The following is a 16,078-nucleotide window of genomic DNA, read 5'->3' as shown; positions in this document are numbered from 1 at the left end:
ATCTGTACCGCGCCCGGGGAAGGAAGTCGATACCGACCGGTCGGCACCTGCCGACTTCCGACGGCTCCCCGGGGGCGTGACGGGAGCCGCCGCCGCGCCTACGTTGGAGGCGTGACCCTCGACCCGGAGACGCGCACGATCCGAGGCACGCTGCCCACCGGCTCCCCCGACTACGTGTACGTACCCCTCGAAGTCCCGGACGGCGTAAGGGAGATCAGGGTCTCCTACACCTACGACCGGCCCGCCGTCCCGCCCGGCACCCCGGGCAACGCCCTCGACATCGGCCTCTTCGACGAACGGGGCACCGACCTCGGCGGCAAGGGCTTCCGGGGCTGGTCGGGCGGCGCGCGCACCGAGTTCTTCGTCCGCGCCGACGACGCGACGCCCGGGTACCTCCCGGGCCCGCTGCCCGAGGGCACCTGGCACCTCGCGCTCGGCCCGTACACGGTCGCCCCGCAGGGCCTGGCCTACGAGCTGACGGTCACGCTCTCCTACGGCGACCAGGGCGCCGTCGCCGAGCCGGTGTACCCGCCGCAGCGGGCCCGGGGGCGGGGCCGGGACTGGTACCGCGGGGACTGCCACCTGCACTCCTGGTACTCCGACGGCCGACGCACCCCGGCCGAGATCGGCGCGCTCGCGCGGGCCGCGGGCCTGGACTTCATCAACAGCTCCGAGCACAACACCCAGTCCGCGCACGCCCATTGGGCGGACGTGGCGGGCGACGACCTGCTGGTGCTGCTGGGCGAGGAGGTCACCACCCGGAACGGTCACGTCGTGGCGCTGGGCACCGATCCCGGCACGTTCGTCGACTGGCGCTACCGGGCCCGCGACCACCGCTTCGGCCGGTTCGCACGGCAGATCCGGCGGGCGGGCGGCCTGGTCGTACCGGCGCATCCGCACGCCCCCTGCATCGGCTGCAACTGGAAGTTCGGCTACGGCGAGGCGGACGCGGTCGAGGTGTGGAACGGCGCCTGCACGCCCGACGACGAGATGGCGCTGGCCCACTGGGACAGCATGCTCGTCGCCTCCGTACGGGACGGCCGTGACTGGATCCCGGCGATGGGCAACAGCGACGCCCACCGGGATCCCGACCCGGTCGGCACCCCGCAGACAGTCGTCCTCGCCGACGACCTGACCCGGGAGGCGATCCTGGAGGGGATCCGGGCGGGGCGTTCGTACGTGGCCGAGTCGCGGCACGTCTCCCTGGCCTTCACGGCATCGGACGAGCACGGCGAACAGGCGGGCATCGGCGGCCGGTTGGAGACCGCGGCGGACACCCCGGTCACCGTCCGCCTGGAGGCCACGGGCGCCCCGCGCTGCACGGTCCGCTTCGTGACCGACCAGGGCGCACTGTTCACGAGCGCACCGCTGCCGGTGTCGGGAGCGGGGGTGGTCGAGTGGCGGACCACGCCGTCCTACGCGGCTTACGTGCGGGCGGAGTTGCGGCACGAGACAGCGATAGGCCCACTGCCGGGGGCGCCGGCCGCGTTCACGAACCCGATCTTCCTCGGCGGGTGAGGCGGTGCGGGGTTGGCGTGGGGTGGGTCGCGCGGCCCGGCACCGCCTGCTTGGGGTGAGCGCCTCGAAGGGGCGCGGGGAACTGCGCGACCAGCTCCCACCGGCCCGCGGGATGGACGGCGGTGCGGGCCGTGGCTCACCCCTCCAGGTCCGCCACCACCGCCGCGTGGTCGGACGGCCATACACCGTTCGCCGGACCGTGACCGGCACGGCGTACGTCCAGCACCGTCCCCTCCCCCTCCGGGCCGGCCGGTGCGCCGACGAGGACGTAGTCGACGCGGACGCTCGGGCCGAGGCCTGCGTGGACGTACGGGTTGGTGGTGTCCCAGGTGGCGGAGGGGGCGGCCGGGTCGGCGTACTCCCAGGCGTCGAAGAAGACCTGGCCGGGGACGGCGGGCGCGGTGCGGGTGCCGCTGAAGAGGCGGATCTCGTCGGAGTCGGGCCGGGCGTTGAAGTCGCCGGTGACGACGGGCGGGAAGCCGGTGCCGTGCCGGTGTGCCGCGACGAACTCGGCGAGGGCGGCGGCCTGTTGGCACCGCACGGCGGAGGCGTGCAGGGCCGAGGTGAAGTGCGTGGTGAAGAAGGGGACGGGGCCTCCGGGACGCGCCAGGCGCGCGTACAGGGCCAGTCGGCCGTCGTCCAGATCGTCCGGTGCCGGTAGCCGCAGGACGTCCCGCTCGGTGACCGGCCAGCGGCTGAGCACGGCGGTGCCGATGTCGGCGGTCGGGTCGTCGATGCGCCGCCGCCAGCGTTCGGGGGCCGGGGACGGGGCCCAGGCGCAGTGCATGCCGAGGGCCCCGGCGAGCCACTCGGCGAGGTTCTCGCCGTCGGCGGCCCACACCTCCTGCAGACCCACCACGTCGGGCCGCAGCTCCCGCAGCACGGCCAGGATCGCCTTCTGCCGCTCACGCCAGGGGCCGAACCGCCACCACAGATTCCAGGTCACGACGCGCACGGACCACCCGCCCCTCGCTCAGGGCACCATTAAAGGGGCCCCGGGCCGCCACGCGTGGGCCGGAGCGCGAAACGTGCGTGAACTCGAATGCGCCACCCAGCCCGCATGACGGTCGTATGATGCTCGCATGACGGTGAACATGACGATGAGCCTGCCCGACGAGGTCGCCGCCTTCGTGAAGTCGAAGGGCAACGCCTCGGCCTACACGGCGCGCATACTGCGCCAGCAGATGCTCGCCGAGGAGCTGGAACGATCCGCGCGACTGCGCGCCGAAGCCGGAATCGTGACGACGGTCGGCAAGCCGGACGAGACCGAGGAGGAGACCCTGGAGCGGTGGGGCCGGGTGGCAGGCCGGTGAAGCGTGGGCACGTCTATCAAGTGAACTTCGCCGGAGGCCCCGCGCACGTCCTGGTGGTCTCGTCCGACGCGCTCAACGCGCAGAACAAGTGCGCCACCTGCGTACTGCTGTACCCCCAGCAAGTACGTGAGGCCACACTCGTCGACATCCCCGTAGCCTCGCCCTCGACCGGCACCGTCGTGCTCGGCGAGTTCCGCACACTGTCCGAACCGCGCTTCGCTCAGGACCTGGGGCCGGTGGACCAGCGCGTCATGGAAGCCGTCGAGATCGGCCTCCGTGCCGCGTTCGACCTGTAGCCGCCGCCCCCCTCACCCCGGCCACACGATCGCCTGTACCTCGCTGTAGGCGTGCAGCGCGTAGGAGCCGACGTCGCGGCCGACGCCGCTGGCCTTGAAGCCGCCGAACGGTGCCTCCATGTTCCGGCCCACGGTGTTCACGCCGACCCCGCCCGCCCGCAGCCGTCGGGCCACGCGGAAGGCGCGGGCCACGTCGCCGGACCAGACGTAGTCGATGAGGCCGTAGTCGGAGTCGTTGGCCAGGGCGATGCCCTCCTCCTCGTCGTCGAAGGGGATCACGCACACCACCGGGCCGAAGATCTCCTCGCGGGCCACCCGCATGTCGTTGGAGCAGTCGGCGAGCAGCGTCGGAGCGACGTGGAAGCCCTTCTCCAGGGGCGGCCGCTCGCCGCCCGCGACGATCGTCGCGCCCTCCTTGCGGCCCAGTTCGACGTACGCCTCCACGCGCTCCCGGTGCGCGGCCGAGATCACCGGCCCGACGACCGTGTCCGGCTCGCGCGGGTCGCCGACCTTCAGCCGCCCCGCGTACGCGGCCAGCCGCTCGACCAGCCGCTCGTACACGCCCCGCTGGGCCAGCACCCGGGTCGGGGCCGTGCAGATCTGGCCGCTGTAGAAGGAGAACGTCGTCCCGATGCCCGCCACCGCCGAGCCGAGGTCGGCGTCGTCGAAGACGAGGGCCGCGCCCTTTCCGCCCAGCTCCATCAGCTGCCGTCGCATGTCGCGCCCGCACACCTCGGCGATCCGCCGCCCGACCGCCGTGGAGCCGGTGAAGCTGACCATGTCGACGTCGGCGCAGCCGACCAGCGCCTCGCCCAGCTCCACCGAGGTCCCGGAGACCACGTTCACGACCCCCCGCGGCACGCCCGCCGCCTCCAGCGCCTCCGCCATCCGGTAGACGGACAGGGGATCCTGCGGGGCCGGTTTCACCACCACGGTGTTGCCCATGGCCAGCGCCGGGGCGACCTTGCCCGCCGCGTTGGCCCACGGGTTGTTGTACGAGGTGACGCAGGCGACGACCCCGACGGGCTGGCGCACGGCGAGCGCCCCCATCACCGCGGCCTTCCCCATCACCCCGGCCTCGTTGATCTGCGGCGGGATCGCCCACTCGGCGCTCTCCACGCGCGCGTAGCGCCGGAACCGGGCCGCGGCCACCCCGACCTGCAGGGCGCGGGCGGTCGCCGTCGTCGCCCCGGTCTCGGCCTGCGCCAGCTCCGCGTACGGCACCAGCCGCTCCCGTACGGTGTCCGCCGCCCGGGCGAGGATCGCCGCCCGTTCCTCGGGGGGCGTGCGCGACCAGGGCCCGAGGGCCTCGCGGGCCGCGGCGCAGGCCGCGTACACCTGATCCCGCGAGGCTTCCGGGGCCCACCCGACGGTCCCCTCGGTCGCCGGGTCGACCACCTCGTAGTGCCCGTGCTCCGGCACCACCCAGGAGCCGCCGACGAACAGCCGCCGGCTCACCGGGTGCTCACCGTCCGCGTGTCCCGCCCGGACCGCAGCACCCGCCCCGGCACCGTCCCCGTCACCACGTCGTCCCGGATCGCCTCGACCCCGTTGACCCACACGGCACGCACCCCGAGGGCCTTGGAGTCCAGCCGCGGACTGTCACCCGGCAGGTCGTGCACCAGGGTGGCCGTGCCCGCGTCGATCCGCTCCGGGTCGAAGAGCACGAGATCCGCATGGAAGCCCTCCTGGATCCGCCCCCGCTCGCGCAGTCCGAACAGCCGCGCCGGGTCGTCCGTCAGCATCCGCACCGCCTGCTCGAGCCCCACCAGCTTCCGGCCCCGCAGACAGTCCCCGAGGAAGCGGGTCGTGTACGGCGCCCCGCACATGCGGTCCAGGTGCGCCCCGGCGTCCGAGCCGCCCAGCAGCACGTCCTCGTGGCTCCAGGTCTGCGCGCGCAGCGCCCAGGACGCCGGGTCGTTGTCCGTCGGCATCGGCCACAGCACGGTCCGCAGCTCGTCGTGGGCGCAGATGTCCACCAGGCAGGCGAAGGGGTCCTGTCCCCGCTCCCGCGCGATGTCCCGCACCACGCGCCCGCTCAGCCCCCGGTTCGCCTCGCTGTACGTGTCGCCGATGACGTACCGCCCGAAGTCCGCGAGCCGCCGGAAGACACCGGCCTCCTTGGACTCGGCGTGCCGCAGCATCTCGGCGCGGACGCCGGGGTCGCGGAGTTTCTCGATGCGCTCGGGCACGGGAAGCCCCAGAATCGGCCCCCAGCCGGGTATCAGGTTCAGCGCGCAGAAGGTGCCCAGCGACATGTTCATCGGCGTGAGGATCGGCATGGTCAGGGCGACGACCCGGCCGCCCGCCTTCCTGGCCCGCTCGCCGGCGAGCAGTTGCCGGGGCACGCGTTCGGGGACGGCCGCGTCGACGGTCAGTACGTTCCAGTTCAGCGGCCGTCCCGCCGCCGCGCTCATCTCCGCGAACAGCTCGATCTCCGCGTCGCTGAACTGGTCGAGGCACCCGGCCACGATCGCCTCGATCTGCGTCCCCTCGTGCTCCCCGACGGCCCGCGACAGCGCGAGCAGCTCCTCGGGCCGGGCGTGCCGGGAGGCGACGGGCTGCCCGTCCCCGTCGGAGTGCGTGGAGGACTGCGTGGTGGAGAACCCCCAGGCACCGGCGTCCATCGCCTCGTGCAACAGCCGCACCATCGCGGCCAGTTGCTCCTCGCCGGGCTGCCCGCCGACGGCGTCGGGGCCCATCACGTACCGCCGCAGCGCACAGTGCCCCACCATGAACCCGGCGTTGACGGCGATCCGCCCCTCCAGCGCGTCCAGGTACTCCCCGAACCCGTGCCAGTTCCAGGGCGCCCCCTCCTCCAGCGCCACCAGCGACATGCCCTCGACCTTGGACATCATCCGCCGCGTGTAGTCGGCGTCCTCGGGGCGGTCGGGGTTCAGCGGCGCCAGGGTGAACCCGCAGTTCCCGGCGGCGACGGTGGTCACCCCGTGGTTGAGGGAGGGGGTGGCGTACGGGTCCCAGAACAGCTGGGCGTCGTAGTGCGTGTGCGGATCTACGAAGCCCGGGGCGAGGACGAGGCCGGAGGCGTCCTCGGAGGAGCGGGAGGGCTCGGTGACGCCGGGAGCGATCACCGCGACCCGCCCTTCCCGGATACCCACGTCGGCGGTATAGGCGGGCGCACCGGTCCCATCAACGACGGACGCCCCTTTGATGACGTGATCGAGCATGGGTTCACCTCCTGAGATGGGGAGCTATGGCTTGTCTAGGGGCGCGGGGCTGTGTCGATGTGCGGCTCCGCCGCGTGGGCGCGACCAGCCCCCACGAACCCGCACCCGCCAACGCACCTCAGCCAACCCCCCGGAACCGCGAAGTCCGATGCACAGGATCCGTGTCGATCTTCGGAATCACGTGCTCCCCGATCAGCCGAATCGTCTGCAACGTCTCCTCCTTCGGCACCCCCACCGGCAGCCCGAAGCTCAACTGGTCCGCCCCGGCCTGCTCCCACCGCTTGCACTGCGTGAGCACCTCGTCCGGATCCCCGCAGATCAGCAGCTCCTCCTCGATGAGGACCTCGACGAACTCCTCGGTGTACTCGGGCAGCGTCTCCGGCCACACCGGGAACCCCTCGGGCCGAGGAAACGTGTCGTGGTACCGGAACACCAGCGAGGGCAGGTAGTGCAGCCCGCCGCTCACGGCGATCCGCACGGCCTCGTCATGCGTGGGCGCGCAGATCGCCGTCGTGGTCACCATCACGTTGTCGTTGACGAAGTCCCCGATCGGCTCGGCGTCCACGATCGCGGTCTTGTACTGCTCCAGCACCCACTCCATGTCGGAGACCTTCTGCACGCTGAACCCCAGCACCCCGAGCCCCTTCTTCGCGGCCATGGCGTACGAGGGGGGCGAGCCGGCCGCGTACCACATGGCGGGGTGCGAGGGGCCGTACGGCTTGGGCAGCACCTTGCGCGGCGGCAGTGACCAGTGCTTGCCCTGGAATCCGGCGTACTCGTCCTGGAGCCACATCTTGGGGAACTCGGCGATGGTCTCTTCCCAGATCTCCTTGGTGTGGTTCATGTCGGTGATGCCGGGCAGGAAGCCGAGGATCTCGTGCGAACCGGCGCCGCGTCCGCTGCCGAACTCGAAGCGGTTGCCGCTGAGGTGGTCGAGCATGGCGACCTTCTCGGCGACCTTGACCGGGTGGTTGACCTGGGCGAGGGGGTTGAAGATGCCGGAGCCGAGGTGGATCCGCTCGGTGGCGTGTGCGAGGTAGCCGAGGAAGACGTCGTTCGCGGAGAGGTGCGAGTACTCCTCCAGGAAGTGGTGCTCGGAGGCCCAGGCGTACTTGAAGCCGGACTTGTCGGCCTGGATGACGTACTCGGTCTCCTCCATCAGCGCCTTGTGCTCGGCGAGCGGGTCGGTCTCGGCGCGTTTGCCCACGTACCCCTGTACAAAGAGCCCGAATTCCACGGAGGTTCACCGTCCCCGGTTTCAGTTAACTGACGGATCGTCAGATTGGCACCGGCCGCTGGGGTCGTCAATAGCTGACGGACAGTCAGATGACGGAGACGCCCGCCAGCCAGCCCCCGTCGATGACGAACGGCTGCCCGGTGATGTACGAGGAGTCCGCACAGGTCAGGAAGAGGGCCAGCCGCGCCACCTCCTCCGGCCGCCCGATCCGCCCCAGCGGCACGAGCTTGCGGTACAGCCCGTCCAGGGCCCGCGCGGTGCCCTCGGAGTCGGCCGCGGGGTCCAGGTGCGCCGGGTTGGACATGGCGGTGTCGATCGCGCCCGGACAGACGGCGTTGACCCGTATCCCGCGGGGCGCCAGCTCCAGCGCGGCGACCCTGGTCAGCCCGAGCACGGCGTGCTTGCTGGCCGCGTACGCGCCCACGGCCGCCATACCGGTCATCCCGGTGTACGAGGCGGTGTTCACGATCGTGCCGCCGTCCTCCAGCTCCGGGGCCGCGGACTTGATCCCGAGGAAGCAGCCGACCTGGTTGACCCGGACGACCTGCATGAACTCGTCGAGGGGTGTGTCGACGAGGGTGTTGAAGCGCAGGATGCCGGCGTTGTTCACCAGCCCGTCGAGACGGCCGTAGGCGTCCTTGGCCGCCGTCACGGCGGACTGCCACTGCTGTTCCTCGCCGACGTCGAGGTGGACATACAGCGCCCCGATCTCCTCGGCGAGCGCCCGCCCCTGCTCGTCGAGCACATCCGCCACGACGACCTCGGCGCCCTCCTCCCGGAACAGCCGCGCCTCCTGCTCCCCCTGCCCGCGCGCCGCCCCGGTGACCAGGACGACGCGTCCGTCCAGCTTGCCCATGTCCCTCCTCAGAGCCGCGGCGCCACCTCGGCGCCGAATGCCGCCATCTGGTCGGTGAGTTCGGCGCGGCTCCGGCTGCGGAACCGCACCTGGATCTGGTCCACGCCCATCGCGCGGTACGCCCGCAGCGACTCGGCGATCCTCTCCGGCGCCCCACTGATCGTGCGTCGGCCGACGTGCCATCCGGGGTCGCCGACGTACAGCGGCTCGGTGATGGCGCCGATGACGAACGGCCCCTCGATGCCCGCCTGTTCGCGCAGACGCCCGATCCGGGCGATCTGCTCGGGCAGCCGTTCCCGGGGGTCGCCCTGCGGCAGCCAGCCGTCCCCCTTGAGGGCGGCCCGGCGCACGGCGGCGGGGGAGGATCCGCCGACCCAGAGGGGCACGTGTTCCTGCGCGGGGCGGGGCCGCTGGCCGAGCCCTTCGAAGTCGTACAACTTGCCGTGGTGCTCGGGGAATTCCTCGGGACCGAGCGAGGCCCGCAGCGCGTCGATCGACTCGTCGAGCACGGCCCCGCGCCGCTCGAAGTCGACGCCCAGCGCCCTGAACTCCTCCTCCACGTGCCCGGCGCCCACCCCGAGGACCAGCCGTCCGCCGGAGAGGTGGTCGAGGGTCGCGTACTGCTTGGCGGTGAGGAGGGGGTGCCGCAGTCCCACGACGGCGACATGGCTCAGCAGCCGTATGCGTTCGGTGGCGGCGGCGAGGTAGGCGAGGGTGGCGACGGGGTCGTACCAGACCGTGCTCATCGCGGGCGCGAGGCGGCGCGGGACGGCGACGTGGTCGCAGGAGGCGAGGTAGTGGAAACCGGCGCGGTCGGCGGCGCGGGCGACGTGCAGGAGGTCGTCGGGTCCGGCGGCGGCCTCCCACGGCTCGGCGTAGAGGGTGGACTGGGACTGGACGGGGAGCTGGATGCCGTACTTCACGGTGACCAGAGCCCCTCGGGGCTGAGCCGGAGCAGCTCGATGGCGTTGCCGCGGACGATCCTCTCGACCACCTCCGCCTCCAGGTGCCCCATCTGCGCCTCGCCGACCTCCCTCGACTTCGGCCAGGTGGAGTCGGAGTGCGGGTAGTCGGTCTCGTAGAGGACGTTGGCGAGTCCGATGGCGTCCAGGTTCCTGAGCCCGAAGGCGTCGTCGAAGAAGCAGCCGTAGACGTGCTCGGCGAAGAGCTCGGACGGCGGCCGGTGCACCTTGTCGGCCACGCCGCCCCAGCCGCGGTTCTCCTCCCAGACGACGTCGGCGCGCTCAAGGATGTACGGGATCCATCCGATCTGCCCCTCCGCGTACATCACCTTCAGGTTCGGGAAGCGCTCGAACTTGCCGCTCATCAGCCAGTCGACCATCGAGAAACAGCAGTTGGCGAAGGTGATGGTGGAACCGACGGCGGGCGGCGCGTCCTTGGAGGTGGAGGGCATCCGGCTGCTGGAGCCGATGTGCATCGCGACGACCGTGCCGGTCTCGTCGCAGGCGGCGAGGAAGGGGTCCCAGTCGTCGGTGTGCACGGAGGGGAGCCCGAGGTGCGGGGGTATCTCGGAGAAGGCGACGGCACGGACGCCGCGGGCGGCGTTGCGGCGCACTTCGGCGGCGGCGAGCTCGGCGTCCCAGAGGGGGATGAGGGTGAGGGGTATGAGACGGCCGTGCGCGTCGGGCCCGCACCACTCCTCCACCATCCAGTCGTTGTAGGCCCGGATGCACAGCAGCGCCAGCTCGTGGTCGCTCGCCTCGGTGAAGGTCTGGCCGCAGAAGCGGGGGAAGGTGGGGAAGCAGAGGGCGGACTGGACGTGGTTGACGTCCATGTCGGCGAGGCGGGCGGGAACGTCGTACGAACCGGGCCGCATCTGCTCGTAGGTGATGACTTCGAGCTTGATCTCGTCCCTGCTGTAGCCGACGGCGGTGTCGAGGCGGGTGAGGGGACGGTGGAGGTCCTCGTAGACCCACCAGTCGCCGATGGGGCCGTCGTCGCTCCCCGGTGTGCCCATCACGGGGCTGAAGCGCCCGCCGAGGAAGGACATCTCCTTCAGCGGGGCCCGGACGATGCGGGGCCCGGTGTCCAGGTACTTCTTCGGGAGCCGGTCCTGCCAGACGTTCGGCGGCTCGACCGTGTGGTCGTCGACGGAGATGATCAGCGGGAAGCCCGTGCGCGGGCTCGGATTGGTCTCCATGCCGGTGACGGTAGCGCCGATCTGACGATCCGTCAGCTCCGCGAGGGTGTGCGGAGGGATTGTGAGGGGATGGTGGTATCCCGCACGTCCGCCTGTGACCGCGGTCTCCCACGGCTGACGCATCCGCCATGAACAAGGCAAACTGGCCTGGTTGTCATGACGTTCTGCAGGGGGACGGCGATGGACGGAGTACCGCGTGTGCCGGAGCAGAAGCGTCCGGGCTCGCACGCGCAGTCGCACTCGGGCTCGGGCTCGGACTCGCACGCACAGGGGTCGACCGCGCTGCGCTTCGGCGTGCTCGGCCCGGTGCGCGCCTGGCGCGACGACGAACTCCTCAACACCGGCTCCCCCCAACAACGCGCCCTGCTGGCCGCCCTGCTGCTCCGCGAGGGCCGTACGGCGACGGCGGCCGAGCTGATCGACGCCCTGTGGGGCGAGGAACCCCCCTCGCAGGCGCTGGCGGCGGTACGGACGTACGCGTCGAGGCTGCGGAAGGCGCTGGACCCCGACGTCCTGGTCAGCGAGTCGGGCGGATACGCGGTCCGGGGCCTGCGCGACGGCGCCCTGGACCTGGCCCAGGCCCAGGAACTGGCGACGGAGGCGGAGAAGGCACGCGGCACCGGCGACCTGGCCCACGCCCGCGAAACCCTCAACCGTGCGCTGGCCCTGTGGGACGGCGAACCGCTGGCGGGGGTCCCCGGCCCGTACGCGGAGGCGCAGCGCGTCCGCCTGGAGGAGTGGCGCCTCCAGCTCCTGGAATCCCGCCTGGACATGGACCTGGAGCAGGGCTGCCACGCGGAGGCGGTCTCGGAACTGACCGCGCTGACCGCGGCCCACCCGCTACGAGAGCGGCTGCGGGAGCTGCTGATGCTGGCCCTGTACCGCAGCGGCCGCCAGGCGGAGGCCCTCGCGGTCTACGCGGACACGCGGCGCCTGCTGGCCGACGAGTTGGGGGTGGATCCGCGGCCGGGGTTGAGGGAACTCCAGCAGCGCATCCTGCAAGCGGACCCGGGCCTGGCGGAACCCTCGGCCCCGCTCGCCGAACCACCGGTGGTCCCGGTCCGCCCGGCACAACTCCCGGCGACGGTACCCGACTTCACGGGCCGCTCGTCCTTCGTGTCCGAGCTGAGCGAGGTACTGGCCTCGGCCGAGGGCCGGGTAATGGCCGTCTCCGCTCTCGCCGGAATCGGCGGCGTGGGCAAGACCACGCTGGCGGTCCACGTCGCCCACCAGGCCCGCTCCGCCTTCCCGGACGGCCAGCTGTACGTCGACCTGCAAGGCGCCGGCTCCCGTGCCGCGGAACCGGAGACGGTCCTGGGCTCCTTCCTGCGCGCCCTCGGCACGGCGGACTCGGCGATCCCGGACTCCCTGGAGGAACGGGCGGCGCTGTACCGCTCGGTCCTCGACGGCCGACGGGTCCTGGTCCTGCTGGACAACGCCCGCGACGCCGCCCAGGTGCGCCCCCTCCTCCCGGGCACCTCGGGCTGCGCGGCGCTGGTCACCTCCCGGGTACGCATGGTGGACCTCGCCGGCGCCCACCTGGTGGACCTGGACGTGATGTCCCCCGACGAGGCCCTCGCCCTCTTCACCAAGATCGTGGGCGAGGAACGCGTGGCCTCCGAGCGGGAGGCCGCCCTGGACGTCGTAGCAGCCTGCGGCTTCCTGCCCCTGGCCATCCGGATCGCGGCGTCGCGCCTGGCCGCCCGGCGGACGTGGACCGTGTCCGTACTGGCCGCCAAGCTGGCCGACGAACGCCGCCGCCTGGACGAACTCCAGGCCGGCGACCTGGCGGTCAAGGCCACCTTCGAGCTGGGGTACGGGCAACTGGAGCCGGCGCAGGCTCGGGCGTTTCGGTTGTTGGGCTTGGCGGACGGGCCGGATATTTCGCTGGCGGCGGCGGCCGCGGTACTGGACCTGGGGGTCGAGGAGACGGAGGACTTGCTGGAGTCCCTCGTCGATACGTCGCTGCTGGAGTCGGCGGCGCCCGGGCGGTACCGGTTCCACGACTTGGTCCGGCTTTATGCGCGGGCTTGTGCGGAGCGGGATGAAGGGACGCCGGAGGAGAGGGGGGCGGCGCTTTCTCGGCTGCTGGACTTCTACTTGGCGACGACGGCGAGGGTATACGCGATCGAACGACCAGGGGATCGCCTAGTCGACGACCTGGAGACCACAAAGTATCCGGGGCTGCGGTTCACCGAGGGCACCGAGGCGTTGGACTGGCTTTACACCGAAGCAGGCCCCCTACTGGCGTGCGTGCGCCAGGCCGCGGGGACAGACAGGTTGCGTCGGGCTGTCGACCTCCTTTGGGCAGCAAAAGACCTCACCGAGTCGGGGGCGAACTCCCACCAGTACGAGACGACAGCGAGAGCAACATGCGACGCCACCAGCACCGCGGGAGACAAGCGGGCGGAGGGACGCGCACGGACGGTTCTCACAGACGTCCTTCTTGTCTCCGGCCGTATCCAGCAGGCGGAGGAGGAGGCTCGGGTCGCCATGGACTTGGCAGGGTCAGAGCAGGACTCCACCGCAGTCAGCTGGGTAGCCAACAACCGAGGGCTCATCTGCCTGCATCAGGGCCGGTTCGCGGCCGGCAAGGTCTTCTTCCACCAAGCGCTTGAAGGACTACGAGCCGCCGGGAATCGCCCCTTCGAAGCAACCAGTTTGGGCAACCTGTCACGGGCCTATTTGGGGATGGGCAACGTCGCCAAGGCAGTTGAGATCGCGGAGCGCGGCCTCGCTGCGCACAGCGAAATCGGCCGCACTGTGCGTCTCGCCAACAGCCATTTTGCCCTGGGTGTCGCGCTGACGCAGGCCAGTCGCCATGCCGAGGCACTCAGCGAGTTCTCCGACGCCTTGTGCATCTTCAGCGAGCATCGCCAACGGCTCTGGGAGGGAACGACCAACTTCCGCATGGCACAGGTCCACCTCGCTGCCGACCGTCCGGCGCAAGCGGCCCAGCACGCCGAGCAATCCCTCGCACTGGGGTGCATCGGCGGTGACCGCATGCGAGGGAACGTGCTGACGCTTCTCGGCCGAGCGCTCGCGAAGCTGGGACAGCCGGACCGGGCCAAAGCCTGCTGGCGCGAGGCGCTCAACCTCTACGAGCAGAACAACGCCCCGGAGACGGACACCGTACGTGCCCTTCTCACGCCCGCGTCAGCGGCGTGACCGATGCCTCTGACGACCTGGCCGTCGCAGGCGTTCAGCATTTGTTTATCGCGGCCCGGCACTCTCTTGCGTGTCAGACCGTCGCGTCGGGGGGCAGACGGTTCGACCAGGAGCCCAACCGGCTAGTGTGCGGCTCCGAACGCCCGTCCGGCGGCCCTCGGGGGAGCTTCCGGGCGGGTGTTCCTCACTCGTCACCACTGCAGAGGAACTCAAGCCATGAGCGACCAGAAGAAGGACTCGAACGCCACCACCCAGGACAACGCGATGCCCAGTGAGCCCACGGCCACTGACGAGACGATCACCACGCTCGACAACGCGATGCCCAGCGAGCCCGCCAAGGAAGCCATCACGACGATGGACAACGCCATGCCCGCCCCGCCCGCCCTGGGCCGCGACGGCAACAAGTAAGCCTCATCCCACGGGGATCGGCCGCGGCGGCGCGGAGGGGGAGCCGCCGCGGCCGCGGCGTGTCAAAGGCAGGTACCGGCCGACAAATGCCATGCCGGTGACCCCGCAGAACACGCACATCACCATCGTCACGAAGTGACCCACAGCTTCGTCACACCGGCCGTCCGCGACTCAACGAACCCCGCAGACAGCCCCGTACTCCTCTTCCGCCCCCTGACCTGGACCACCGCTGCCACAAGTGGCCTCCTGTTTGGCACCTCAGCTGGCCCAAATCTGCCAATTCCACATCCCGACACCGGCAGGGCTGCGTTTTCCACAGGCAAATCCGGAGAGCCGCCAGCTCTGGGATCTTGAGGTGCATGGCGGAACGGAAGGCGTTGCGGGAGCTCGCGCAGGGAGGGGTGCTGCTCAGCTCCCGTGCCCTCGATGCCGGGTGGCCCCGGCGGAGCCTGACGCGGGCGGTCCGCAGGGAGGGGTGGACCAGGCTGCGGGCCGGGGCCTGGGTCCAGCCAGGGCATGCCGCAGGCTTCGCCACCCATCTACGGGCCGTACAGCTCCTGCATCCGCAGCTCGTCGTAAGCCATCTGTCGGCGGCCGGGCTCTGGCGCATCGAGACGCTCACCTCTCTCGACGGCGCGGCGCTGGAGTTCGTGGACCCCGAGCTCGGCCTCCGCCGGGAGGGCAGGGGCGTACGGGTGTACCGGATCCCCCTCGACGAGGCTGACGTCGCCGTGCGCAACGGACTGCGGGTCACCAACCCGCCGCGAACGCTCGCCGACCTGCTGCGAAGCGGACCACGGGACGTCGCGATCGTCGCCCTGGAATCCGCGCTCACCTACCGCCGCGTGAACGGCGTACGGCGTGCCCCGCTGACCCGCCTCGACGCGGTCGCCGCCGCGCTGGAGGCACCGCTGCAGGGGAAAGTACGGGGGCAGAACCGACTGGGCACGAGCGAGCCGCGCTCCGGATCGCCGGCCGAGACCATCGCCCGTCTGCGCATGTACGACGTCGGCCTCCACCCGGAATCCCAGGCTGAGTTGCTCACTCCCGACGGGCGCCGCCTCTACCTCGACTTCCTCTTCCGCGCCGAGGGACTGGCCGTCGAGATCGAGGGCTACGCCTACCACGGCACCCGGGATGCCCATCGCCGGGACGTGGACCGCTTCAACCAGGTCATGCGGTGCTCGGAGATCCGCAGCCTCCTGCGCTTCACCGCCGAGGACGTCTTCCACCGCCCCGCCCGGATGATCAGGGAGATCCTTTCAGCGCTGGGCGCCCCCAGATCATGACCCTTGCCGAAGCGAAGTACGTCAACTGACCCCCGTTTTCCAGTGACCGTCGGGGCCGCCCGCTTCTTGACCAGTGTCGCGCTTCCGCGACCCGAGTAAAGGGCGCTGCGCTGCGCTCCGCGTCGGCTGCGCCGATGGGCCTGCGGCCCACCCTTGACTCGGCTCGCTCCAGCACGGGGGAGAAGCGTGCGGGCGGCCCGGGGAGAGCGGGTGGCCGGGCCGGGGTGGGCCCTGGGGCGGCTTGCGGGGCGGGCCGGGGTCGGGGGCGCGGTCTCGCCTCGCCAGCACGCCGGGTGGGCATAGCGGCGAGCGGTTGGTGAGTGGGGGGCGCGGCAGGAAGGTGGTGGCACACCGGGCGGGCTTAGCGGCGAACGGCCGGTGAGTGGAGGCGCGGCAGCAGGGGGGCGGCACGCCGGGTGGGCTTAGCGGCGAACGGCCGGTGAGTGGAGGCGCGGCAGCAGGGGGGCGGCACGCCGGGTGGGCTTAGCGGCGAGCGGTGAGTGGGTGGGGGGCGCGGCAGGAGGATGGTGGCAGCCGGGCTGGCCCAGCGGCGAACGGCCCACGGGTGGGAGGCGCGGCAGCAGAAGGGCGGCACGCCGGGTCAGCCCAGCGGCGAACGACCGAGGGGGGTGGTGCAAGGGACT

13 protein-coding genes are annotated in these 16,078 nt (G+C 71.5%); 6 read left to right on the top strand and 7 right to left on the bottom strand.

Annotation, left to right across the window (positions count from 1 at the left end; all coding sequences use genetic code 11):
* Positions 1–1,518, top strand: coding sequence for a CehA/McbA family metallohydrolase (locus ICC28_RS37225; RefSeq protein WP_188293336.1), 1,518 nt, complete (start codon positions 1–3; stop codon positions 1,516–1,518).
* A 136-nt stretch (positions 1,519–1,654) separates the two neighbouring features.
* Here ICC28_RS37225 and ICC28_RS37220 read toward each other — a convergent pair whose 3' ends face one another.
* Entirely contained in the window at positions 1,655–2,473 is an 819-nt protein-coding gene (locus tag ICC28_RS37220) for an endonuclease/exonuclease/phosphatase family protein (RefSeq protein ID WP_188293277.1), read from the bottom strand.
* Positions 2,474–2,600: 127 nt separating this feature from the next.
* Between ICC28_RS37220 and ICC28_RS37215 the strand changes: the two genes are divergently transcribed.
* On the top strand, positions 2,601–2,831 hold the full coding sequence (locus ICC28_RS37215) for a hypothetical protein (RefSeq protein WP_188293276.1): 231 nt from the start codon (positions 2,601–2,603) through the stop codon (positions 2,829–2,831).
* Entirely contained in the window at positions 2,828–3,127 is a 300-nt protein-coding gene (locus ICC28_RS37210; RefSeq protein WP_188293275.1) for a type II toxin-antitoxin system PemK/MazF family toxin, read from the top strand. The genes ICC28_RS37215 and ICC28_RS37210 overlap by 4 nt, the downstream gene beginning before the upstream one ends.
* 12 nt (positions 3,128–3,139) lie before the next feature.
* Here the strand turns inward: ICC28_RS37210 and ICC28_RS37205 are convergent, their stop codons facing one another.
* From ICC28_RS37205 to ICC28_RS37180, 6 genes are all read right to left on the bottom strand, one after another.
* Positions 3,140–4,585, bottom strand: coding sequence for an aldehyde dehydrogenase family protein (locus ICC28_RS37205; protein ID WP_188293274.1), 1,446 nt, complete (start codon positions 4,583–4,585; stop codon positions 3,140–3,142).
* Positions 4,582–6,315: an N-acyl-D-amino-acid deacylase family protein gene (locus ICC28_RS37200; RefSeq protein ID WP_188293273.1), complete on the bottom strand. Its 1,734-nt coding sequence runs from the start codon at positions 6,313–6,315 to the stop codon at positions 4,582–4,584. The genes ICC28_RS37205 and ICC28_RS37200 overlap by 4 nt, the downstream gene beginning before the upstream one ends.
* Positions 6,316–6,433: 118 nt before the next feature.
* Positions 6,434–7,552: an LLM class flavin-dependent oxidoreductase gene (locus ICC28_RS37195; RefSeq protein ID WP_188293272.1), complete on the bottom strand. Its 1,119-nt coding sequence runs from the start codon at positions 7,550–7,552 to the stop codon at positions 6,434–6,436.
* Positions 7,553–7,637: 85 nt separating this feature from the next.
* On the bottom strand, positions 7,638–8,408 hold the full coding sequence (locus ICC28_RS37190) for an SDR family NAD(P)-dependent oxidoreductase (RefSeq protein ID WP_188293271.1): 771 nt from the start codon (positions 8,406–8,408) through the stop codon (positions 7,638–7,640).
* An 8-nt stretch (positions 8,409–8,416) separates the two neighbouring features.
* On the bottom strand, positions 8,417–9,331 hold the full coding sequence (locus tag ICC28_RS37185; RefSeq protein WP_188293270.1) for a TIGR03619 family F420-dependent LLM class oxidoreductase: 915 nt from the start codon (positions 9,329–9,331) through the stop codon (positions 8,417–8,419).
* Positions 9,328–10,569: an amidohydrolase family protein gene (locus ICC28_RS37180; RefSeq protein ID WP_188293269.1), complete on the bottom strand. Its 1,242-nt coding sequence runs from the start codon at positions 10,567–10,569 to the stop codon at positions 9,328–9,330. Before ICC28_RS37180 ends, ICC28_RS37185 begins: the two co-directional genes overlap by 4 nt.
* 180 nt (positions 10,570–10,749) lie before the next feature.
* Between ICC28_RS37180 and ICC28_RS37175 the strand changes: the two genes are divergently transcribed.
* The 3 genes from ICC28_RS37175 (at position 10,750) to ICC28_RS37160 (ending at position 15,434) form a co-directional block, all read left to right on the top strand.
* Positions 10,750–13,737, top strand: coding sequence for an AfsR/SARP family transcriptional regulator (locus ICC28_RS37175; RefSeq protein ID WP_188293335.1), 2,988 nt, complete (start codon positions 10,750–10,752; stop codon positions 13,735–13,737).
* A 216-nt stretch (positions 13,738–13,953) separates the two neighbouring features.
* Positions 13,954–14,145 carry a hypothetical protein gene (locus ICC28_RS37170; RefSeq protein WP_188293268.1) on the top strand — a complete coding sequence of 64 codons (192 nt, stop codon included), beginning with the start codon at positions 13,954–13,956 and terminating at the stop codon, positions 14,143–14,145.
* 359 nt (positions 14,146–14,504) lie between these two features.
* Complete coding sequence (locus ICC28_RS37160) at positions 14,505–15,434, top strand: hypothetical protein (RefSeq protein WP_188293266.1); 930 nt, start codon at positions 14,505–14,507, stop codon at positions 15,432–15,434.
* Positions 15,435–16,078: the final 644 nt, after the last annotated feature.

The sequence above is a fragment of the Streptomyces sp. TRM68416 genome, from assembly GCF_014596915.1.
Lineage (GTDB): Bacteria > Actinomycetota > Actinomycetes > Streptomycetales > Streptomycetaceae > Streptomyces.
Note: the sequence above shows the minus strand (reverse complement) of the source record. Positions and strands in the feature narration are given on the sequence as shown.

Excerpts from the sequence above, each read along its gene's own strand:
- ICC28_RS37200 (WP_188293273.1), bottom strand. The coding sequence starts at position 6,315 with ATGCTCGATCACGTCATCAAAGGGGCGTCCGTCGTTGATGGGACCGGT.
- ICC28_RS37175 (WP_188293335.1), top strand. The coding sequence starts at position 10,750 with ATGGACGGAGTACCGCGTGTGCCGGAGCAGAAGCGTCCGGGCTCGCAC.
- ICC28_RS37190 (WP_188293271.1), bottom strand. The coding sequence starts at position 8,408 with ATGGGCAAGCTGGACGGACGCGTCGTCCTGGTCACCGGGGCGGCGCGC.
- ICC28_RS37180 (WP_188293269.1), bottom strand. The coding sequence starts at position 10,569 with ATGGAGACCAATCCGAGCCCGCGCACGGGCTTCCCGCTGATCATCTCC.
- ICC28_RS37170 (WP_188293268.1), top strand. The coding sequence starts at position 13,954 with ATGAGCGACCAGAAGAAGGACTCGAACGCCACCACCCAGGACAACGCG.
- ICC28_RS37160 (WP_188293266.1), top strand. The coding sequence starts at position 14,505 with ATGGCGGAACGGAAGGCGTTGCGGGAGCTCGCGCAGGGAGGGGTGCTG.
- ICC28_RS37215 (WP_188293276.1), top strand. The coding sequence starts at position 2,601 with ATGACGGTGAACATGACGATGAGCCTGCCCGACGAGGTCGCCGCCTTC.